25 protein-coding genes and 1 tRNA gene are annotated in these 20,421 nt (G+C 65.6%); 6 read left to right on the top strand and 20 right to left on the bottom strand.

The genetic code is table 11. The features are described 5' to 3' along the window. Positions 1 to 6: 6 nt before the first annotated feature. A complete protein-coding gene (locus B2P87_RS13190; RefSeq protein WP_141889858.1) occupies positions 7 to 588 on the bottom strand; it encodes a hypothetical protein in 582 nt (193 codons plus the stop codon). Positions 589 to 753: 165 nt separating this feature from the next. Between B2P87_RS13190 and B2P87_RS13195 the strand changes: the two genes are divergently transcribed. Then, positions 754 to 1,110 (top strand): hypothetical protein, encoded by a 357-nt coding sequence (locus B2P87_RS13195; protein ID WP_058284355.1) that lies wholly within the window; start codon positions 754 to 756, stop codon positions 1,108 to 1,110. Positions 1,111 to 1,303: 193 nt separating this feature from the next. Here B2P87_RS13195 and B2P87_RS13200 read toward each other — a convergent pair. Then, positions 1,304 to 1,380: transfer RNA gene (locus tag B2P87_RS13200), tRNA-His, on the bottom strand. A 184-nt stretch (positions 1,381 to 1,564) separates the two neighbouring features. Continuing rightward, positions 1,565 to 2,062 carry a GNAT family N-acetyltransferase gene (locus tag B2P87_RS13205; RefSeq protein WP_141889857.1) on the bottom strand — a complete coding sequence of 166 codons (498 nt, stop codon included), beginning with the start codon at positions 2,060 to 2,062 and terminating at the stop codon, positions 1,565 to 1,567. Positions 2,063 to 2,150: 88 nt separating this feature from the next. On the opposite strand from B2P87_RS13205, the gene B2P87_RS13210 reads away from it, so the two are divergent. Next, positions 2,151 to 2,336 (top strand): DUF6324 family protein, encoded by a 186-nt coding sequence (locus tag B2P87_RS13210; RefSeq protein WP_058284353.1) that lies wholly within the window; start codon positions 2,151 to 2,153, stop codon positions 2,334 to 2,336. A gap of 191 nt (positions 2,337 to 2,527) precedes the next feature. Here the strand turns inward: B2P87_RS13210 and B2P87_RS13215 are convergent, their stop codons facing one another. The 5 genes from B2P87_RS13215 to ribB all read right to left on the bottom strand — a co-directional run bounded on the left by B2P87_RS13215 (position 2,528) and on the right by ribB (position 6,026). Further along, positions 2,528 to 3,010, bottom strand: a complete 483-nt coding sequence (locus B2P87_RS13215; RefSeq protein WP_058284486.1) for an MmcB family DNA repair protein — start codon at positions 3,008 to 3,010, stop codon at positions 2,528 to 2,530. A 353-nt stretch (positions 3,011 to 3,363) separates the two neighbouring features. Further along, entirely contained in the window at positions 3,364 to 3,693 is a 330-nt protein-coding gene (locus B2P87_RS13220; protein ID WP_141889856.1) for a hypothetical protein, read from the bottom strand. Positions 3,694 to 3,866: 173 nt separating this feature from the next. Next, positions 3,867 to 4,349, bottom strand: coding sequence for a transcription antitermination factor NusB (nusB, locus tag B2P87_RS13225; RefSeq protein WP_058284352.1), 483 nt, complete (start codon positions 4,347 to 4,349; stop codon positions 3,867 to 3,869). Further along, on the bottom strand, positions 4,346 to 4,897 hold the full coding sequence (locus B2P87_RS13230; protein ID WP_058284351.1) for a 6,7-dimethyl-8-ribityllumazine synthase: 552 nt from the start codon (positions 4,895 to 4,897) through the stop codon (positions 4,346 to 4,348). The genes nusB and B2P87_RS13230 overlap by 4 nt, the downstream gene beginning before the upstream one ends. Before the next feature lies 1 nt (position 4,898). Further along, positions 4,899 to 6,026, bottom strand: coding sequence for a 3,4-dihydroxy-2-butanone-4-phosphate synthase (gene ribB, locus B2P87_RS13235; protein ID WP_058284350.1), 1,128 nt, complete (start codon positions 6,024 to 6,026; stop codon positions 4,899 to 4,901). 195 nt (positions 6,027 to 6,221) lie between these two features. Here ribB and B2P87_RS13240 point away from each other — a divergent pair, with 195 nt between their 5' ends. Next, positions 6,222 to 7,274, top strand: a complete 1,053-nt coding sequence (locus tag B2P87_RS13240) for a proline racemase family protein (RefSeq protein ID WP_141889855.1) — start codon at positions 6,222 to 6,224, stop codon at positions 7,272 to 7,274. Between the two features lie 169 nt (positions 7,275 to 7,443). Here B2P87_RS13240 and B2P87_RS13245 read toward each other — a convergent pair whose 3' ends face one another. Further along, a complete protein-coding gene (locus B2P87_RS13245) occupies positions 7,444 to 8,031 on the bottom strand; it encodes a riboflavin synthase (RefSeq protein ID WP_058284348.1) in 588 nt (195 codons plus the stop codon). Between the two features lie 164 nt (positions 8,032 to 8,195). Here B2P87_RS13245 and B2P87_RS13250 point away from each other — a divergent pair, with 164 nt between their 5' ends. From B2P87_RS13250 to B2P87_RS13260, 3 genes are all read left to right on the top strand, one after another. Further along, positions 8,196 to 9,488: a capsule biosynthesis protein gene (locus B2P87_RS13250; protein WP_141889854.1), complete on the top strand. Its 1,293-nt coding sequence runs from the start codon at positions 8,196 to 8,198 to the stop codon at positions 9,486 to 9,488. 95 nt (positions 9,489 to 9,583) lie between these two features. After that, a complete protein-coding gene (locus B2P87_RS13255) occupies positions 9,584 to 10,720 on the top strand; it encodes a polysaccharide biosynthesis/export family protein (RefSeq protein WP_141889853.1) in 1,137 nt (378 codons plus the stop codon). Positions 10,721 to 10,726: 6 nt separating this feature from the next. Continuing rightward, positions 10,727 to 12,739, top strand: a complete 2,013-nt coding sequence (locus B2P87_RS13260; protein ID WP_141889852.1) for a capsular polysaccharide biosynthesis protein — start codon at positions 10,727 to 10,729, stop codon at positions 12,737 to 12,739. Positions 12,740 to 12,926: 187 nt separating this feature from the next. Here B2P87_RS13260 and ribD read toward each other — a convergent pair whose 3' ends face one another. The 11 genes from ribD to rpoD all read right to left on the bottom strand — a co-directional run bounded on the left by ribD (position 12,927) and on the right by rpoD (position 20,357). After that, the gene (gene ribD, locus B2P87_RS13265) at positions 12,927 to 14,024 is read right to left on the bottom strand and encodes a bifunctional diaminohydroxyphosphoribosylaminopyrimidine deaminase/5-amino-6-(5-phosphoribosylamino)uracil reductase RibD (RefSeq protein WP_141889851.1); all 1,098 of its coding nucleotides are present in this window, start codon (positions 14,022 to 14,024) and stop codon (positions 12,927 to 12,929) included. Then, positions 14,024 to 14,491 carry a transcriptional regulator NrdR gene (nrdR, locus tag B2P87_RS13270; protein ID WP_058284344.1) on the bottom strand — a complete coding sequence of 156 codons (468 nt, stop codon included), beginning with the start codon at positions 14,489 to 14,491 and terminating at the stop codon, positions 14,024 to 14,026. Before nrdR ends, ribD begins: the two co-directional genes overlap by 1 nt. Positions 14,492 to 14,614: 123 nt before the next feature. Continuing rightward, a complete protein-coding gene (locus tag B2P87_RS13275) occupies positions 14,615 to 15,031 on the bottom strand; it encodes a secondary thiamine-phosphate synthase enzyme YjbQ (RefSeq protein ID WP_141889850.1) in 417 nt (138 codons plus the stop codon). Between the two features lie 60 nt (positions 15,032 to 15,091). Then, positions 15,092 to 15,517: a hypothetical protein gene (locus B2P87_RS13280; protein WP_058284342.1), complete on the bottom strand. Its 426-nt coding sequence runs from the start codon at positions 15,515 to 15,517 to the stop codon at positions 15,092 to 15,094. Positions 15,518 to 15,564: 47 nt separating this feature from the next. Further along, positions 15,565 to 15,975, bottom strand: coding sequence for a hypothetical protein (locus tag B2P87_RS13285; RefSeq protein WP_141889849.1), 411 nt, complete (start codon positions 15,973 to 15,975; stop codon positions 15,565 to 15,567). Positions 15,976 to 16,094: 119 nt separating this feature from the next. Then, positions 16,095 to 16,496: a hypothetical protein gene (locus B2P87_RS13290; protein ID WP_244940782.1), complete on the bottom strand. Its 402-nt coding sequence runs from the start codon at positions 16,494 to 16,496 to the stop codon at positions 16,095 to 16,097. Between the two features lie 106 nt (positions 16,497 to 16,602). Beyond that, a complete protein-coding gene (locus B2P87_RS13295; protein ID WP_058284340.1) occupies positions 16,603 to 16,899 on the bottom strand; it encodes a hypothetical protein in 297 nt (98 codons plus the stop codon). Positions 16,900 to 16,983: 84 nt separating this feature from the next. After that, positions 16,984 to 17,529, bottom strand: coding sequence for a DUF4166 domain-containing protein (locus tag B2P87_RS13300; RefSeq protein WP_167510241.1), 546 nt, complete (start codon positions 17,527 to 17,529; stop codon positions 16,984 to 16,986). Continuing rightward, positions 17,526 to 17,957 (bottom strand): thiol-disulfide oxidoreductase DCC family protein, encoded by a 432-nt coding sequence (locus tag B2P87_RS13305; RefSeq protein ID WP_141889847.1) that lies wholly within the window; start codon positions 17,955 to 17,957, stop codon positions 17,526 to 17,528. Before B2P87_RS13305 ends, B2P87_RS13300 begins: the two co-directional genes overlap by 4 nt. A 19-nt stretch (positions 17,958 to 17,976) precedes the next feature. After that, complete coding sequence (locus tag B2P87_RS13310) at positions 17,977 to 18,372, bottom strand: hypothetical protein (protein ID WP_141889846.1); 396 nt, start codon at positions 18,370 to 18,372, stop codon at positions 17,977 to 17,979. Next, a complete protein-coding gene (rpoD, locus tag B2P87_RS13315; protein WP_141889845.1) occupies positions 18,369 to 20,357 on the bottom strand; it encodes an RNA polymerase sigma factor RpoD in 1,989 nt (662 codons plus the stop codon). The genes B2P87_RS13310 and rpoD overlap by 4 nt, the downstream gene beginning before the upstream one ends. Between the last annotated feature and the right edge of the window lie 64 nt (positions 20,358 to 20,421).

Below are 20,421 nucleotides of genomic sequence, written 5' to 3' on the forward strand. Positions count from 1 at the left end.
CCCGGCTCAGGACCTCAGCAGAACCTTGTTGGAGTCGATTGCAGCGGCGATCTGAGCGTATTGGGTCTGCCGGTCCTGCGCCGTTTCCGCGCTGCGCAGCAGGACGGTGGCTGCGTCATCCAGAATGCGGGCGGCTTCGCGGTTGACCGCCGCCTGAGCCGAGGCGCGCACCGGAGTGAGCGGCCGGTTAGTGCGCTCTGCCGGATCGCTTGCGCTGGAGACGGTCACCCGGCTCCGGTCGGGATCGCGGTTCTGGCGGGCCAGCTGCCTGAGCCTGCCGGAGCTGTCCTGCAGCACGCTGCGCACCTCGTCGTAATCGGTATCCTCGGGAATACTGCCCGCTGCGGCTTCCAGCCGTTCGGACAGGCAGTCGACCTGCAGCGCCGAATCACCAGTCGCGCGGCAAAAGGCCTTGGCCGTAGCCAGCGTCGCCAGCAGCTCCGCCAGAAAGGCCGCCGAGCCGAACTCTCCGCCCGGCACCACCACCGTGTAAACAAACGGTCCCGGGCTTTGCGCAAGGGCCGGCGCGGCGGCCAGGCCCAGGCAGGAAACCCCTGCGGTCAAGGTCTTGGCAATTGAATTCAGCATCTCGTTACCCCCGCTGCATCGCTGAAAGCACCCGCCGCCGCCCGCTCCGCGCAGCGGCACTGCGCGGCATCTTGCCGGAACCCGGAAACCAGGTATCTGCGTTATTGCCCGGTGCTCAGCCGTTAACTAATCTGAATACGTTCCTAATCATAAGGTTGTTTATCCATGTATACCAGTATCTTGCAGGCGGCCACGCTGATAATTCCGCTCGCCTTCGCCGGCCAGGCGGCTTTTGCCCAGGCCGCGGACCCGGCCCTGGAAGAGGCCAAGCGCCGTCTGGCCTGCGGTGCCGGGGTGCCTGTTTCCGCCAGCTATCTTCCAAACGGCTCGCTGCAGGTGACCTGCCAGGCGCCAGGTGCCGAAGCCGTGGCCCAGTCCAGCACCAGCCGCATGCCGGAGACCGGCCTTTCGGCCGGTGCCACAGCCGGGGTGATCGCGGGCGCCCTGTTTCTGGTCGTGATTGCCGACGACGATGACGGCACCACCACGACCACCACGACGACGACAACCACGGCTGATTGAGGCCGGGGCCGGCCGCTGGTTCAGGCGGCGGCCGGCCTGCTTCCCGCCACTCCTCCGGCACTGAAACACGGAGATGGCATCGCAGAGCACGCTCTGTGCCGCCGCAATCAACAGCAGCAAAAGCCCAAGTTCGAAGGACTGTCCCACAAAGGTGCTCGGAGCGTTCTGGATAGTGATTTCTAATAGGGGGGGATGGTACCGCCTCCCCGGCTTGAACGGGGGACCTCTGGATCCACAATCCAGCGCTCTAACCAACTGAGCTAAGGCGGCACTGAGGGGGCATTTATAGCACGTCCCAGGGGCACGCAAGAGGTTTTTTCACGTTTCTGCCGCAGAAAACCGCGGCTGCCGGACGTCTGGTGCGAGACCTTCTGCAATCCGCCGCATCCGCCCGGAATTTATCCACAAGCGATTGCAATTGCAGCCGAATCCAGCGCAGCCCGCCCAGCGGAAATCAGGCGCCGGCGGTTTCAAACGTCAGCCGCCAAGTCTGTTCCACCAAGTCCTGGCCATAGCTGCGCACCGGGCGGCTGCCCGTCAGCTGCCAGCCGAACGCGCGGTACAGGGCACAGGCGGTGCGGTGGCTTTCATGGGTTGTCAGCATCATGCCCCGGTACCCCGCGGCCCGGGCAAATTCCACGCACTCGCGCAACAGCCGCTTGCCCAGGCCCTTGCCGCGGGCCTCCGGGGTCAGCAGGAACAGCCGCAATTGCGCGGTCTCCGCGTCCTTCTTCATGCAGAACACCGTCCCCAGCCGCTCACCGCGGCTTTCGGCCATCCAGCCCCGCTCGCAGGCGGGATCATGGCCCGCGCAGAAACTGTGCAGGATGTCGGCGACCAGCGGCCCGAAGGTCTGGTCGAAGCCCGCCTCGCGGGCATAGAGATCCTGGTGTCGGGCTACCAGCCATTGCATGTCGGTCGGGGCGAATCGGCGCAAGATCACATCCGTCATGCCTTAGTGTAGCGCAAAGGCGGCTTGCCTTTCAGCGTGCGGCGGGCTAGCACCGGCTGCATTCCGCTGACCGGCTAGGGAGTGCAAGATGAGTATCAATACCGAACGCGACATCGAGGCAAACCTGCAAATCGGCCCGACCGATCAGGGCATGGTGCGGATCTTCATCGAGGCGGGCGGCGCCGAGATTCCGATGGACTTCGATCCGGAAGAGGCGGAAGAGATCGCCGACGAGATCCGCGCAGCAGCCCAAGCGGCGCGCAGCATCAAGTGATCCGGGGCGTCTAGGCCGCCGCCCCTGTGACCGGGCCGGTTCCCGGTTCTGCCGCAAGCTCGACCGCTTGGCGCGGCAGCGCAGCGCGCGGCCGCCAGCAGGGCGCCGAAGGCGCGCTGCCGGGCCCAAGGCTGCCAAGGGGACCCGGCGCAGCCGGGGCACCTGCAGGCGCGGGAGCGCGTCCCTCCGCCTTATACTTCCAGATCTGCGCCCCCTGCCCCGCCCAGCAGCAGCCCGTCCTTGCCCGGGACCGGATCGCGCAGGAATTGCAGGCGGCGGGCAGCGTCCATGGCGAACTTCTGCACCAGCTTCTTGCGCCGGGCCGGCGCCAGCTTGTCCTCCGGCGCCATGCGGATGATTTCCGCATCATAGGGATCAGCGATGATCAGCCCGGTGCCGTCCGGCAGCAGCTCGGCCGGAAAATCCATGTCCACCGCCCAGAAATAGCGGTCGCACCACTCCAGATAGCCTTCCCACTTGCTGTCGGCCTGAAAATCTGCGCGGCTGGATTTGCATTCGATGACCCAAAGCTCGCCCTTCGGCCCCAGCGCCATCACGTCCACCCGCAAGCCGCGGGCGGGCACGAATTCCTCCAGCGGCGCGAATCCGAGCGAGCGCAGACAGCGCGACACCCCGCGGGCCAGTTTTTGTCCGGGCTGCAGATCTTCCATCATGGGTGCGAATGTGAACAATTGGTGAACAAATTGCAATCCCGCGGTTTTGCCGGGAAATGATGAAAGCCCGCCCCGCGTTCCCCTTGTAACAAGGGGCCGGGCAGCTTACTTACGGCCTTGGCGGGTTCTGCCCTTCTCGTGACAGGCAGCATTCCGGTGGCCTTAAGCAATTCCGAGGGAGCTGGCTCTGTGCGGATCCTGGTCCGTTTACCTGGCGCCCACCTGTATATACAGGTCCTCGGGAATCAAAGCCGCACGGTTGACTGGTGGTCCCGCCGCTTCCCCCCCCTCCGCAAAAGAAAACCGCGCCCTCCGTCAGGAAAGCGCGGTTCGGATTTCCGTTATTCCGCGTATCAGCGGCGGGTGCGCAACTGACGCTGTGCCTGGGATGGCTTTTCGGCGGGCACTTTCACCGGCTGAAACGCATCAACCACAGGCGTGCCGCGGCGGGGGCCGGTGCCTTTCTCAGCCATCGCCATTACGGCCCAGGCGAACTGCACCCCGGCAAAGACGATGCCATGCATGAACCAGAGCAGGAACACCGCCAGCAGCCCCGCATCCGAGGCGGTGACCAGCGACCAGAGGTTCATCACGTTGAACCACAGCAGCACCGCGACAAAGGCGGCCGCGATTCCAAAGCCGATCAGAACATTGCGGATATACATTTTCACCAGTTCAGGCATCTGAGTCCTCCAGATAAGCTCGAAGAGGTTATCAGCCTTTGCAGCGCCGTCCAGCGGTTGCGGGCAGGATGAGCGGAATTTGTCGCACCCTTTGCGCAGCACCAGCCCCTGAAACAAAAAAAGCGCGCCCCGCGGCGCGCCCTTTTATCCTCAAAACCCTGTGCCGGCCGGTCTTAGAACGCGTCCGGCCTGGCCTCCCGCGCCATGTGGTCCAGGACGGCATTGACGAACTTCGGCTCCTTGCCTTCGGGAAAGAAGGCGCGGGCAATGTCGACAAACTCGTTGATCACCACTTTGGGCGGGGTGTCGGACTGGGTCAGCTCAGCCCCCGCCGCGCGGAACAGCGCCCGCAGGGTCGGGTCGATGCGGGCGATCGGCCATTTCGCCACCAGCGCGCGGTCGGTCATCTGGTCGATCCGCGCCTGATAGTTCACCGCTTCACGCACCAGCTTGCGGAAGACCTTGGCATCGCCTTCCGCCATCTCGTCACCTTCATAGACAGCGCCGAACCGGTGGTCCTCGAACTCAACGATCACCTGGTCAAAGGTCTGGCCGCTCTGTTCCATCTGGAACAGCGCCTGCAGCGCATAAAGCCGCGCTGCCGATCTCATCTGATTCTTGCCATTGCCCTTGGGGCGGCTGTCCTGGGTGCTCATGCGCTGGTGGATCCGTTGTCTGTACCGGCGACCTGATACGCCCCTGCGGGCGCTTTGAAGCCGATGCCTTTGGTCTGGGCGCCCCACTTACGCGTGAGTGCGATCAGATGCAAGGCCGCAGCCGCCGCGCCGCCGCCTTTGTTCTGATCGGCGGTATCGGCGCGCACCTCGGCCTGTTTGCGGTTTTCCACGGTCAGGATGCCGTTGCCGATGCACAGGCCCTGCAGCCCCATCAGCTGGATCGCGCGGGAGCTGTCGTTGCAGACGGTGTCGTAGTGTGTGGTCTCGCCGCGGATCACGCAGCCCAGCGCCACATAGCCGTCGAAGTTTGAGCTGCGGTCGGCAATCGCAATTGCGGTCGGCACTTCCAGCGCGCCAGGCACTTCCACGATTTCAAAGGTGCCGCCTGCGGCTTCGATCTCTGCCGCGGCGCCGGCGACCAGATTGTCGGCGATATCCTTGTAGTAGGGCGCGACAACGATCAGCAGCTTCACCGGCTTGTCGAACTTTGCGCGCGGCAGGGTGTAGTGGGTTTCATGTCCGGCCATATCAAGCGTCCTTCAGAATGGGGCGGCTGCCGGTGATGGACAGGCCATAGGCGTCCAGCCCGACGTATTTCGTGGAGGGCGAGTCGGTCAGCAGGACCAGCTCATGCAGGCCCAGGCCCGACAGGATCTGGGCGCCGATGCCGGTCTGTTTGATGGTCACCGTGCGCGGGCCTTCGTCCTCGTTGGCATAAAGCGCGTTGCGCGGCTGGCGGAACAGGGTCACCACACCGCGGCCCTCTTCGGCGATGATCTCCATCGCGCGGGGCAGCTGGCGGGCGGATTTCGGGCCAAGACCCAGGATGTCCGTCGCCTCATGCAGCGCATGGGTGCGCACCAGCACCGGCTCCGGCGTGGTGATGTCCCCCTTGATCATCACCACATGCTCGATACCGTGGGTCTGGTCGGTGAACAGCCGCATTTCCCACTCGCCGCCGAATTCCGAGGTCACGGTCTCGCGCGAGGTTTCCACCACCAGGTTGTCGTTGCGGGCGCGGTAGGTGATCAGGTCGGAGATGGTGCCAATCTTCAGCCCGTGTTTCTGTGCGTATTCGACCAGGTCGGGCAGGCGCGCCATGGTGCCGTCTTCCTTCATGATCTCGCAGATCACCGACGCCGGGTAATGGCCCGCCAGCCGCGCCACATCGCAGCCGGCCTCAGTGTGGCCCGCGCGGACCAGCACCCCGCCCCGGCGCGCGCGCAGCGGGAACACATGGCCCGGCGTGGCGATGTCGGCGGCGGATTTCTCCGGGTCGATGGCGGTGGCCACGGTCAGCGCGCGGTCAGCGGCGGAGATGCCGGTGGAGACCCCCTCGCGCGCCTCGATGGAGACGGTGAAGGCGGTCTCATGGCGCGACGAGTTGTGCAGCGCCATCATCGGCAGGCCCAGCTCCTCGATCCGCTCGGCCGGCAGGGTCAGGCAGATCAGACCGCGGCCATGGGTGGCCATGAAATTGATCGCGGCGGCATCGGCGTGCTGCGCCGGGATCACCAGGTCGCCTTCGTTCTCGCGGTCCTCATGGTCGACCAGGATGAACATGCGGCCCTGGCGGGCCTCTTCAATGATCTCTTCAATCGGGCTGATCGCATCGCGCAGTTGCGCCTCAACCGGCCCCGGTTTTTCAAAGCTCATATGGCAGCCTTTCGATGTGCATGGGCAGCACGCCTGGCACTGCGGGTTCTTTCCCAGCCAGATAGCCCAGGCCGGCGGCAAATGCCAGTCCCGCAAACGGCACCAGGGGGTCTGGACGCGGCCTGTGCAGCTGTGCACAACTGGCTTTGGATCCAATTCAGGATCCCAGATGCCAGATGGTTGGGAGGACCGGACATGCGCGCATCCCGCATACTGCAAGCCGTCGAAGTTCATGCCGAGGGCGAACCGGGCCGGGTGATCACCGGCGGCATGCCGCTGCTGCGGGGCAGCTCGGTGTTCGAGAAGATGCAGGACATGGCCGCCAACCATGACGAGATCCGCCTCTCGATGCTGCGCGAGCCGCGCGGCAATCCCGGCCTGTGCGGCAATGCCATCGTGCCGCCCTGCCACCCGGAGGCCGATGCGGGCTTCATCATTTTCGAGCAGACCGAATACCCGCCGATGTCCGGCTCCAATACCATCTGCGTGGTGACGGTGCTGCTGGAGACCGGAATCGTGCCGATGACGGAGCCGGTGACGGAGCTGACCCTGGAGGCCCCCGCCGGGCTGATCCGGGTGAAGGCCGAATGCCGCGATGGCAAGGTGACGCGGGTAGAGTTCAGGAACGTGCCGGCCTTTGCCATGCATCTGGATGCGCAGGTGGAGGTGGCGGGATTGGGCACCGTCACTGTGGATGTGGCCTGGGGCGGCATGTTCTTTGTGCTGGCCGGGGCCGAAACTCTGGGCGTTGCGCTCGATGCGGACAACGGCGCGGAGATCGTTCGGGTGTCAGAGGCGATCCGCCACGCCGCCGCCGAGCAGCTGCCGGTGGTGCATCCGGACAACCCCGGAATTTCCGGCCCGACCATCACCAACCTTTGGGGCGCGCCGGTGGCGGAAGGAACCCATGGGCGCGGAGCGGTCACCCTTTCGACCGGCCCGTTCGATCCGGAGCGCCCGCAGGACGCCAGCGGCATCCTCGACCGCTCGCCCTGCGGCACCGGCACCTGCGCCAAGATGGCGGTGCTGCACGCGCGCGGGCTGTTGGGGCTAGGCCAGGACTATGTGAACGCCGGGCCGCTGGGCACCACCTTTACCGGGCGGATCGTGGAGGAAACGCAGGTTGGGCCCTACCAAGCGATTGTCCCAACGCTGTCAGGGCAAGGCTGGATCTACGGGCTGAGCCAGTACACGCTGGACCCCAGCGACCCCTTCCCGGCGGGCTACACCGTTGGCGACATGTGGTGACGCGCCGCCTTGGCGGCGCGCGCGGCCCAACGCTTTTGACGGCATATGTGATGCAGGCAAAAGGGGCGGGAGCGTTTGCTCCCCGACGCCCCGGCGCATGAGGGGCGCTGCCCCTCGGCCTGGCGGCCTCACCCCGGAGTATTTCGGGAAAGATGAAAGAGCCCTGCCCTTATCCGGCGTCGTGCAGCCGCGCGACGTAGCGGGCCAGGGTGTCGATTTCCAGGTTGATCTGATCCCCCGCCTTCACATCGCCCCAAGTGGTGACCTCCTTGGTGTGCGGAATGAAGTTGATGCCGAAATCGCAGCCATCCACGTCATTCACCGTCAGCGAGGTGCCATTGAGCGCCACCGAGCCCTTGGGGGCGATGAAGCGGGCCAGCGCCTGCGGCGCGCGCAGGGTGACCCGGGTGCTGTCGCCCTCGTCCGTCATGGCAACCACTTCGGCGACGCCGTCCACATGGCCGGACACGATATGGCCGCCCAGTTCGTCGCCCACTTTCAACGCGCGCTCCAGGTTCACCCGCTTGCCCACGGTCCAGGCGCCGAGGTTGGTCTTTGAGACGGTCTCCGCCGAGACCTGCACGTCGTACCAGTCGTCGCCCAGCGCGATCACCGTCAGGCAGACCCCATCGGAGGCGATCGAGGCGCCGATGTCGATTGTGGCGGTGTCATAGCCGGTGCGGATCCTTGCCCGCAGGTCGCCCTGCTGCTCCAGTTCGGCAATGGTGCCAACGTCAGTGATGATGCCTGTGAACATGGGTGCGCTCCCCGCCGGTGCAATGTCTATCCTGCGGCAGAGGTAGCCAAGCCGTGCGGTCTTCACAAGCCCCGGCTTGCCATCCCCCCCGCTGAAGCCTTAGTTTCGCCGCACTCAAATATTATCCGATCCTTATCTTAGTCTTTCGAGTTCAGCCCCCTGTGATGCCCACCCCTGCCGAAAAGCACCGGAGCTTTCTGTTCCTGCAAGGCCCGCACGGGCCGTTTTTTGCTGCCCTCGGAAAAATGCTGCAGGCGGCGGGCTGCGAGGTGGCGCGGGTCGGGTTCAATGCAGGCGATCAAGCCTTCTGGCGCGGCAGGGAGAGCTTTATTCCGTTCACCGGACCGCAGCGGGAGTGGCCTGACGTGCTGGCCGGGCTGCTGGACAGCCGCGGCATCACCGATCTTGTGCTTTACGGCGACACCCGGCCCGTACACGCCGCCGCAGTGGCGGCGGCCCGGCAGCGCGGGCTGACGGTGCATGTGTTTGAGGAAGGCTATTTGCGTCCCTACTGGGTGACCTATGAGCGCGGCGGCGCCAATGGCCATTCGCGGCTGATGGACATGACCGTGCCGCAGATGCAGGAAGCGCTGGCGCTGTCGGACATGGAGGCGCCGCTGCCGCCTGCGCATTGGGGCGATATGCGCCAGCATGTTTTCTATGGCGCGCTGTACCATTGGTTCGTGATGTTCCGGAACCGCAAGTACCGCAACTTCCGCCCGCACCGGGCGCTGCCTGTAACCAAGGAATTCCAGCTCTACCTCAAGCGCTTGCTGCTGATGCCCGTCCAGGCGCTGGAGCGGCGGCTGGCGGAGCAGCGCATCCGCGGCGGCGGCTTTCCCTATCACCTTGCGCTGCTGCAGCTGGAGCATGACAGCTCGTTCCAGATGCATTCCCCGTTCAGCAGCATGGGCGAATTCCTGGCGGAGGTGATCGGCGGTTTCGCCGCAGGCGCCCCGCGCCACCACCACCTGGTGATCAAGGCGCACCCGCTGGAGGATGGCCGTGCCCAAGTGCGCCGCACCCTGCGGCGGCTTGCGCGGGCGCATGGCATTGCCGACCGGGTGCATTACGTGCGCGGCGGCAAGCTGGCGCAGCTATTGAACGAGGCGCGCACAGCGGTGACCGTCAATTCCACCGCTGGCCAGCAGGTGCTGTGGCGCGGCATCCCGCTGCGGGTGTTTGGCCGCGCGGTCTATGGCAAGCCTGAGTTTGTCTCGGAGCAGCCGCTGGCGGAATTCTTTGCCGCCGCCAGCCGCCCTGACAGCCGCGCCTACAAGGATTACCGCCGCTTTCTTCTGGAAACCTCGCAGGTGCCCGGAGGGTATTATTCGCGCAATGGGCGCCGCCAGCTGCTGCGCCAGGTGGCGGATATGATGCTGGCGGAGGAAGATCCTTATGACGCGCTGCGCCTGGGCACAGCGGCACCGCGGCAACAGTTTCGCCTTGTGACCTGACGCAGATTTGCCCTAAGACTGGATTTTTCCCTGCTGCCCGGTTAGGTTGCCGGTAAAACTTGAGGCAAACAATAATTGGTCGAGGAGACCGAGCAGTGAAATCCGTTCCCCTTCGCTGGGCGCGTCCGGTGGCCATGCTGGCCGCCTTGACGCTGGCCGCCTCCTGCGGCCTGCCCAAAGTCGGCCCCAACAAGCGCCAGATCTTCGCCGGGTCCGTGCAGCGGGAAGGCGATGCCTTTATCGTCTCCGTCAACGACCGGGTGGCCCGCGCCACGGCGGTGGTGCCTGCCCTGGGGTTCTCCTCCGGGTTCACCTCGGCGGGGCGGCTGACTTCTGACACCATCCGCCCCGGCGATGTGCTGGGCCTGACGGTCTGGGAAAACGTCGATGACGGGCTGCTGGCCGCCGAGGCCACCAATGCCACCGTGCTGGAAGAGGTGCAGGTCGACAGCGCCGGCTATATCTTTGTGCCCTATGCGGGCCGCCTGCGGGCGTCCGGCAATACACCGGATCAGCTGCGCGAGACCATCACCCGGAAGCTGGAAGACCAGACCCCGGATCCGCAGGTGCAGGTGCGCCGCCTGGCAGGCGACGGGGCGACTGTCAGCCTCACCGGCTCCGTCGGCGCCCAGGGCGTCTATCCGATCGAACGCCCGACCCGGACCCTGTCCTCCATGCTGGCCAAGGCCGGCGGTGTGACGATCCAGCCGGAGATTGCCCAGGTCACCGTGATCCGCGGCCACGAAAAGGGCAAGATCTGGTTCCAGGACCTGTTCGACAACCCGGCGCTGGATGTCGCCCTGCGCGGCGGCGACCGCATTCTGGTGGAGGAGGACACCCGCTCCTTCACCGCCCTTGGCGCAACCTCCGCCCAGGCGCGGGTGCCGTTTGAAAGCCAGGACCTGTCCGCGCTGGAGGCCATTGCCCAGGTCGGCGGCCTGATCTCCACCGCCTCGGACCCTACGGGCGTGTTTGTGCTGCGCAACGAGCCTGCCGAAATCGCCAACCAGGTGCTGGGCCGCGACGATCTGATCGGCGCCCAGCGCATGGTCTATGTGCTGAACCTGACACAGCCGAACGGGCTGTTTGTCGCCCGCGATTTTGTGATCCGCGACGACGACACGCTTTATGTCACCGAAGCGCCGTATGCGCAGTGGACCAAGACCATCTCGCTGCTGGTGACGCCGGTCGGATCCCTGTCGAGCGTTTCGACCGCGCTGGACGGCAGCTAAAACAGCATGAGCCTGACCGCAGGCCAGCACAAAGCCGGGAGCGCTGCGTCCCGGCTTTTTGTTTACAACGGCGGCTTTCTGACCCAGCGCCGGGTGCGGCGCATCCTGCAATTATCCGGCTACGATATCCGGCTGGGGCTGCCGCAGCCCGAAGACCTCGTCGGCATCTGGGGCGCCTCCCCCACGGCGCAGCGCGGGCTGGCAGTGGCGCAGAAGCGCGGCTGCGGGCTGCTGCGGGTCGAGGATGCCTTCTTGCGCTCGGTCCATCCCGGCCGCGCCGGGGAGCCGCCTGCGGGCCTGCTGCTGGACAGCGCCGGAGTGCACTTCGACGCTGGCGTGCCGTCGGATCTGGAGCAGCTCCTGGCCAGCCACCCGCTGGATGACGCGCATCTGATGCGCCGGGCGCGCGATGCGGTTGCGCGGCTCAAAGCCGCGCATCTCAGCAAATACAACGCTTTTGATCCCGAAGATCCGGTGCCGGAGCCCGGCTATGTGCTGGTGGCGGACCAGGCACGGGACGATGCCTCCGTCACCGCATCGCGCGCGGACCGCGCCCGGTTTCTGGAGATGCTGGCCTTTGCCCAGGAGGAGCACCCCGGCGCGCGGGTGCTGATCAAGACCCATCCCGAAACGCTGCACGGCTACCGGGCGGGCTATTTCAGCGCCCTTGACGCACAGGGGCGGGTCGAGCTGTTCACCGGCAGCGTGTCGCCCTGGGCGCTGCTGGAGGGCGCGGTCGGGGTCTATACCGTCTCGTCGCAGCTGGGGTTCGAGGCGATCCTGGCAGGCCACAAGCCGCGGGTCTTCGGCCAGCCGTTTTATGCGGGCTGGGGGCTGAGCACGGACGACGCGCCGCCCGCGCGGCGGCAGCGGCGGCTGACACGGTCGCAGCTGTTTGCGGCGGCGATGATCCTTTACCCGAAATGGCACGACCCGTTCCGGGATGAGCTGTGCGAGCTGGAAACGGTGCTGGACAATCTGGAGGCGCGCGTCCGCGCCTGGCGGCAGGACCATTGTGGTTGGGCCGCCTCCGGAATGCGGATGTGGAAGCGAAGGCCGCTGCAACAGTTCTATGGCGCAGAAAAGAAGGTGCTGTTCACCGAAGACCCGGCCAAGGCACAGGCCAGTGGCCGCAACTGGATGGTCTGGGCCGGCAAGGCAACAGAGGCGCATAAAGGCGCGGTGCGGGTGGAGGACGGCTTCCTGCGCTCGCGCGGACTGGGCGCGGAGCTGGTGCCGCCGCTGTCGCTGGTGACCGACCGGAGCGGGATCTACTACGATCCGCGCACGCCCTCCGGCCTGGATGCGCTGATTGCCCGCCGGGTGGACATGACCCAGGCGGAGGCGCTGCGGGCCGAACGCCTGGTGCAGTCGCTGGTCCGGGACGGCGTGTCGAAATACAACCTTGGCGGCGCCGTCCCGGCGCTGCCGGACGGCCGCCGGATCCTGGTGCCGGGCCAGGTGGAGGATGATGCGTCGATCCTGTGCGGCGCCGGGCAGGTGCGGACCAACCTGGAGCTTTTGCGCGCCGCGCGGGACGCCAACCCGGAGGCGGTGATCATCTACAAGCCGCACCCGGATGTGGAGGCCGGGCTGCGCAAAGGCCAGGTGAATGCCGAGGGGCTGGCGGACATTGTCGCCGCGCAGGCAGACCCCATGGCCCTGCTGGAGAACGTGCAGGAGGTGTGGACGATGACCTCGCTCCTGGGGTTCGAGGCGCTGCTGCGCGGGGTGAAGGTGACGACGCTGGGCACGCCGTTTTATGCCGGCTGGGGGCTGACCGCGGATCTGGCGCCGGTGCCGCCCTGGCGGACGGCACAGGTGCCGCTGTTGGGCCTCGCCCATGCGGCGCTGATCGACTACCCGCGCTATTTCGACCCGGTGACCGGCCAGCCCTGCCCGGTAGAGGTGGCGGTGCGGCGCCTGCGCGAAGGCCGCCTGCCGCATCCGGGCCTTGGCAACCGCCTGCTCTCCAAACTTCAGGGACTGTTTGCGACTTACGCCCGCCTCTGGCGCTGAGCCCAGCAGCAAGCGGCACCGGCAGACCTCCCGCGCCCGCAGGACGCCCTGGCTGGCGCCAGCGCATCTTTGGCGGCCTTGGGCGTGGCCCGGCGCAAGGCGCCGGGCCACGCCCAACGGGAGCGGAGCATGACCATGCTCCGGCGACGGGCGGGAGAAACCGCCTGACAGGAAAGATAGCAGGCCGTCAGCGCAGCGCGCGGGTCCAGCGGTGCAGGATGTCAGGGCCAAGGGGGCGGGTTTCGACCAGCTCGAACCGCGGCGCTTCCTCCAGCCGGCCGATGCCCAGGGCCCCGATCGAGGGGAGCCCCTCGGCGCCGATCCCCAGACCGGCGGTGAAACCGATCAGCTCATCCACCAGATCAAAGGCCAGGAGCGAAGCCGCCAAGGCGCTGCCGCCCTCGCAGAACACACGGGTCAGACCCGCCTGCCCCAGCTGCTGCAGAACATCCGCCGCGTCCAGCTGCACCCCGTGCGAGGCGCAGGGGATCAGCTTGGCCCCCAGCCCTTCCCAGGCCTGAATACGCTCCTGATCCGCACCATGGCCGTGGCAGAGCCAGACCGGCACCTGTTTGGCCGTGCGGGCCAGCTGGCCCATCAGCGGCAGGTCCAGGTGGCGGGAGATCACCACCCGCACCGGCTGCCGCTCCACCCCCAGATCGCGCACCGTCAGCGAGGGATCATCCGCCCGCGCCGTGCCGCCGCCGACCATCACCGCGTCATGGCGCGCCCGCATCGCATGCACGGCGCGGCGCGCCTCCGGCCCGGTGATCCATTTGCTCTGCCCCGATCCGGTGGCAATGCGGCCGTCGAAACTGCTGGCCAGCTTCAGCGTCACCAGCGGACGGCCCTGTTCGGTCTTCAGGAAGAACCCGGCATGATCGCGTGCCGCCTGGGCGCCCCAGACGCCCGTGTCCACCCGGATGCCCGCGTCCCGCAGCATCCGGATGCCCTGGCCGGAAACCCGCGGATCGCTGTCCCCGATCGCGGCCACAACCCGCGCCACCCCGGCCTTGATCAGCGCCTGCGCGCAGGGCGGCGTTGCCCCCTGATGGGCGCAAGGCTCCAGCGTGACATAGGCGGTGGCGCCGCGGGCGGCCTCACCGGCCTGCGCCAGCGCTTCGGTTTCCGCATGGGGACGGCCACCCGGCTTGGTCCAGCCGCGGCCCACAATGCGTCGGCCCTGCACGATGACACAGCCCACAGCCGGATTCGGCCAGCAATTGCCCTGCCCGCGCCGCCCCAGGGACAGCGCCAGCGCCATGTAACGGTGATCTGTGTCCATTATTCTTCCGGGGCCGCCGGCGGGCGCAGCTCGTGGACAAAATCCTCGAAGTCGTCTGCCGCCTGGAAGTTCTTGTAAACACTGGCAAAGCGCACATAAGCTACGGTGTCGATCCGGGCCAGCGCCTCCATCACGATCTCGCCGATCTTTTTGGAGGGGATGTCGGTCTCGCCCATGCTTTCCAGCCGCCGCACGATGCCGGAAATCATCTGGTCGATGCGTTCCGGCTCAATCGGGCGCTTCTGCATCGAGATGCGGATCGAACGCTCCAGCTTGTCGCGGTCGAAATCCTCGCGTTTGCCATTGGTCTTGATGACCACCAGATCGCGCAGCTGCACCCGCTCATAGGTAGTGAACCGGCCGCCGCAGGCGGGGCAGAACCGGCGCCTGCGGATCGAAACATGATCTTCGGCGGGGCGTGAATCCTTGACCTGAGTGTCGATATTTCCGCAAAATGGGCAGCGCATCCGCCTGCTTCCTCAATCCTGTCAGTTTGATTATTAGTGCCGGGATCGGCCCGGTTATCCACAACTATAGGCTACCCTCCAGAATTTGGGTAGAGGTGATTTCCCGCCGCTAGATAAAGAGGGTTACTCCAAGTGCGCCGCCACCCGGCGCTGGTGCGGGGCATCGCGGTGTTCAAACAGGTAGACCCCCTGCCAGGTGCCCAAAACCGGCGCGCCGCCCGCCACCGGGATGGTCAGGCTCACCGGCATCAGGGCTGCCTTGATATGGGCAGGCATGTCGTCCGGGCCTTCATAGGTGTGGCGCAGGTAAGACATCGACGGATGGTTCGAGGGCGGCACCAGCCGGGCAAAGAACGCCCGCAGGTCTGTCTGCACCTCGGGGTCGGCGTTTTCCTGGATCAGCAGCGAGCAGGATGTGTGGCGGACAAACAGCGTCAGCAGCCCCTCCTGCAGGCCGATTGCGGCCACCCAGGACTGTATCCCGGCAGTAAACTCATAAAGGCCCTGCCCCCGCGTCGGAATGGTGAATTCATGATGCATGAGGCAGTTTTGGCGCAAACCGGACCGGCAGGCAACTGAGGCGGCTCATAAAACCGCTGGTTACGGCAGCCAGCGGTCGCGCCCGGGCAGCCGGTCATAGCAATAGGTCTGCGCTGCCGTCACCCGCAGGCTGTCGCCCGCCTGCCGCACGTTCAGCGACAGGCTGCCGGAGCGGTCAGGCACCCCGGGCGGCAGGCCAAAGGCGAATTGCACCGCCTTGCGGCCCGGCCGGTTGACCGAAGGCCCCTCGCCGCGCCAGACGTAAATCCGCTGGTTCACCGGCGCCCGCAGCTGGCGGATGGCGAAGTCAGCGATGCTGCACCAGTAGTCCTGTGCGCCGGACCGGCTCCGGGCCACCACTTCCCAAACACCTTCGGAGACCGGCAGCACCTCGTTCCGGTTGATCGCCCGCCAGGCGGAAGCGGGCACCGGAACGGCCAGAACCAATGCCAGCAGCCCTGGCAGCCACAGTTTTTTAATGCTCATTTCAATCCCCTTCCCCGCCGCCGCGGCGGCCGCGGATCAATCTGGTTTCAGGGCCGCCCAAACGGCACGAAGCAGTACTCATGGGCCCTTAACACACTCATTGTATCACCAGCTTGCAGGCTGTTAACAGACCCGTATCCGCCCGCCGGTGCGGCAGCCGCCAAATTCGGGTCCAGCGTGAACTGAACCGCGGAGCGGCGCCCCGTGGTTTTGCTGGGACCAAGGCCGCGGTAGATATACAGGCTGGTGCTCCAGGGCCGCCGCAGCACGCGCTGCACGTGATCCGCAGCGCCGCACCAGAACAGATAGCCGTTGCCGCTGCGGGCAATGACTTCGAAGACGCCATCGGACACCGCATTGACCCGGATGCTATGGCGGCTGGCGTTGGCGGCGGACACGTCCGGCAGCGCCAGGATCAAGGACGCGGCAAGGACCGTGGCGGCGGTTGCTGGTTTCATGTGATCTTCCCTCCGGTCTGAAGGTTGCCCGCCCGGCCGGGCGGCTCCCCCTCAAGGGTAGGAAGATTTGAGACACAAGCCAGTCACACTGCCGTGCGTGCCCGGGCCTGCAGCGCCGGTTACAACGCGGACGCCTGCGCGCAGTAGCCATACCCCTGCTGCACAGACATGCTTTCGCCGGGGCGGAAGCCAAGCGACAGCCAGCCGATCTTGGGCGTGATGCCGGCCCGCTTGGGGTACAGGGTGAACTGCACCGACGAGCGGCGGCCGGTCGTCACGCTCATGTCCCGTCCGCGCACCACATAGAAACGGTCGGTCCAGTTTGCCCCCAGTTCCCGGCGGGCATACTGGGCGGCGGCGCACCAGTAATCCCAGGTGCCTCCGGATCTGCCCGGCACCACCTCGTAGATGATTTCATCGACCGGCAGCACCCGCACGCCCCGGTTGGCGAGGAAAGGCTCTGCGGCCGCAGGAACCGCGCCGAGACAGGCCAGGCCAAGCGCGCACATGAAGTTTCTCATCCGGAAATATCCCTTTGCTTCTTTCAGCATAGGGATTGGCGGCAAGGGCTCCAAGCGCCGCTTGCGGGCTGGGGCGCCTGCTCTCGCAGATGTGTGCAGGCTGATGTCAGGCCCGAACCGGGAACGGAATGATCTCCGCGCTTTCCTGCTGGCGGCCCAGAACCTCCTCCAGGACAGCCAGAACGGCAGCGTTGGGCGCTGTGCCGGTTTCCGGGTGGAACCTGACCCGGGCCTGGCGCCGCAGCATGGCCTTGGAGCTGCTGGCGTCCAACTGCTGCAGGGTGCCGCCCTGCTGCGCCAGCGCCTCGACCATGAACTGGTTGGCCGTCACCAGATCGTTGAGCGAACGGAGCTTGTCCGTCAGCGCGGCAAGCGCCTCATTCATATCGGCGTGTTCAGACATCTTCTTCCCCCCGGAAGACCTTTGGCGATACCCGGGATTTTACGCGCCGCCGCCGCGCGGAACAACGCCAGGGTTACCAAATGGTTAACGCCTGACGTCCAGCTCCGGCAGCACGATATGGCCGCTGTAGCGCACCAGCAGGCCGATCCGCGGCAGGCTGGCAGAGATGTCAAATCCCAGGTGCCCCTTCGGCGTCTCATACTCCATTGACGCGCTTTGCGGGCACAGGGCGCGGGGCAGCGGCAGGCCGAACAGCCGCGCCCTTTCCACTGTCACCACCAGCGCGCCTTGCTGGACCGAGGCCGCCAGTTCCAGCTCCACCGGCCCGAAGCGTTCCACGGCCCGCCCCTTGCGCGGATCAAACCGCAGGCGCGAGCGGGTCTGGTACTTGCCGAAACTGCGCTGCCACACATGGCCCCTGCCCTGCGGGGCGACATCCAGCCGGAAGCGGGTGCGGGGCATCGGCGGCGGAAACCCTGCCAGACCGGCCAGCAGCCGCGCCCAGCCGTTGCCGCCCTCAACCGTGACAACGCCCTGGCTGCGCTCCGGCGGCTGCGCGTGGAACCGCAGCAGAGCGGGCGGCACCTCCAGCCGTTGCGCTGCGATGATCTCGCCAAAGGCGTCCCTCATGTGCCAAAGCCCCCGGCAGCAAAGCGGGCGCGGACCTCCGGGCTGGGGATCATGCAGCGGTCATAGCGGCCGAACAGACGGTAGCGGTTGCGGGCGACGCTGAAATAAAGCGGATCTTTGAGCCATCCCGGCAGAAACCGGCAGGCCGACAGAACCGGCCACGGCCAGGGCAGCGCCCGCATCGCCGCGGCAAAGGCATCGAGCCGCTGGTAAGTGCGGCCGTTGATAATCACCAGGTTGGTCTCGAACTCATCTGCGGACAGACCGTGGTCCCGGTACAGCTTCTGCCCTAGCGGCGACTGCGCGGTGGCAAAAGAGAACCGCCCCGCCCGGTCATGGCGCAGCATGAAACGGAAGAAACCAGAGCACAGAACGCACTCGCCGTCGAAGACGATGAGGCTATCGAAATTCGAACTGAAAACCTTCACCCTCAGCCCCCCTTGGCCGCTAAGATGAAATCTCGGCGGGCTTCGACTGCCACACAATCGAAAATGACGTTACAGGAAGAGCAACATTGCCACCGTAGCTGGCCAGCTCAAGTCCGAGCAGGCAGTCATCAATGTAGTATACTGCCGCGCAAGCGCCGTGTTCGATACTCTCGCTATCGACGAAAATATCCAGGGGCTCCAACACGGCCCTTTCGGGATAGCCTGCAGAATTTTGAGGCCGGAAATCCGTATACAATCCATGAACGGTATAGTTCCGGTGAACGACGCTTAATTCTTCGTTCACCGAACTCTTTAGGGTCGGCACCTGAACAAAGGCTGCAGCAACAATTGCACGCTCCAGCTCAGACAGCGCATCCCCCGGATCATAATCCATGATCCAGGGGATCAGGCTCATTGATCCAGGAAGCTGCGCAGCTTGCGCGAGCGGCTGGGGTGCTTCAGCTTCCGAAGCGCCTTCGCCTCGATCTGGCGGATCCGTTCGCGGGTCACGCTGAACTGCTGGCCGACTTCCTCCAGCGTGTGGTCGGTGTTCATACCGATGCCAAACCGCATCCGCAGGACCCGCTCCTCGCGCGGGGTGAGCGAGGCCAGAACCCGGGTGGTGGTTTCCTTGAGGTTTTCCTGAATGGCGCTGTCCAGAGGCAGCACAGCATTCTTGTCCTCGATGAAATCGCCCAGCTGCGAATCTTCCTCGTCCCCGATCGGGGTTTCAAGGCTGATCGGCTCCTTGGCGATCTTCATCACCTTGCGGACCTTCTCCAGCGGCATCTGCAGCTTGTCGGCCAGTTCCTCCGGGGTCGGCTCGCGGCCGATCTCGTGCAGCATCTGGCGGCCGGTGCGGACCAGCTTGTTGATGGTCTCGATCATGTGGACCGGGATCCGGATGGTGCGGGCCTGGTCCGCGATGGAGCGGGTGATGGCCTGACGGATCCACCAGGTCGCATAGGTCGAGAACTTGTAGCCGCGGCGGTATTCGAACTTGTCGACCGCCTTCATCAGGCCGATGTTGCCCTCCTGGATCAGATCCAGGAACTGCAGGCCGCGGTTGGTGTATTTCTTGGCGATGGAGATCACCAGGCGCAGGTTGGCCTCGACCATTTCCTTCTTGGCCTGGCGGGCTTCTTTCTCGCCCTTCTGAACCTGCTGCACGATGCGGCGGAATTCAGAGATGTCCAGACCGACATACTGGCCCACCTGGGCCATGTCGGAGCGCAGCTCCTCAACCTTGTCGGTGGAGCGTTCAATGAACATCTGCCAGCCGCGGCCCGGCTTCTCGCCCATTTCCGACAGCCAGTTCGGGTCCAGCTCGCGGCCGCGGTAGGCGTCAATGAACTCGCGGCGGTTGATGCGGGCCTGGTCGGCCAGCTTCACCATCGAGCTGTCGATCTGCATGACACGGCGGTTGATGCCGTAAAGCTGGTCGATCAGCGCTTCGATCCGATTGTTGTGCAGGTGAAGGCCGTTCACCAGTTCAACGATTTCGGAGCGCAGCGACTGGTAGCGCGCCTCGTCTTCCGAGCTGAAGGAGCCGTCCTCGTTCAGAGTGGCCGAGATCCGGCTGTCCTGCATTTCGCTCAGCTCGGCGAAGTCGGTGGAAATCCGCTCCAGCGTGGTCAGCACCCGGTCCTTGAGCGCAGCCTCCATCGCGGCCAGCGACATGTTGGCCTGATCGTCCTCGTCGTCATCGTCGTCGGTGGAGATCGGGTTGCCGTCGGCGTCCAGCTCCGGGCCTTCCTCCCTGGCCGGCTTGGCCGCGGCCTGTACCGCGGAAGCGTCGACCACCGGGGTCTCTTCCTCGCCGTCCTCGTCCAGCTGGTTGCCGAAAGTGGCCTCCAGGTCGATGACGTCGCGCAGGAGAATGTCCTCGGACAGAAGTTCGTCGTGCCAGATGGTGATCGCCTGGAAGGTCAGCGGGCTTTCGCACAGGCCCGCAATCATCGTGTTGCGGCCGGCCTCGATGCGCTTGGCAATCGCGATCTCGCCCTCGCGGCTCAGCAGCTCGACCGAGCCCATTTCGCGCAGGTACATGCGCACCGGGTCGTCGGTGCGGTCCAGCTTCTCGGTCTGCGCGCCTGCCAGCGCAACCTCGCGCGGGCCTTCGGTGGTCACAAGGTCGGTGGCGCCCTTGTTCTCTTCTTCCTCGGCCTCTTCGTCCTCGATGATGTTGATGCCCATTTCGCTGAGCATCGACATCACGTCTTCGATCTGTTCCGAGCTGACCTGATCCGGCGGCAGAACCTGATTGAGCTGATCGTAGGTGATGTAGCCTTTTTCGCGGGCTTCCGCGATCATCTTCTTGACCTGAGCCTGGCTCATATCAAGGGAGATTTCGGCGTCCTGATCGTCAGGTTTGCGGTCGTCGGTGTCTTTGGCGGCCATTCAATGCTCCTACTCAGGGGCTGCGGGGCAGTTCGAATCACGCGAATCATGTGCGCGATCATCC

This window comes from Leisingera sp. UBA4491 (assembly GCF_002388965.1).
Lineage (GTDB): Bacteria > Pseudomonadota > Alphaproteobacteria > Rhodobacterales > Rhodobacteraceae > Leisingera > Leisingera aquaemixtae.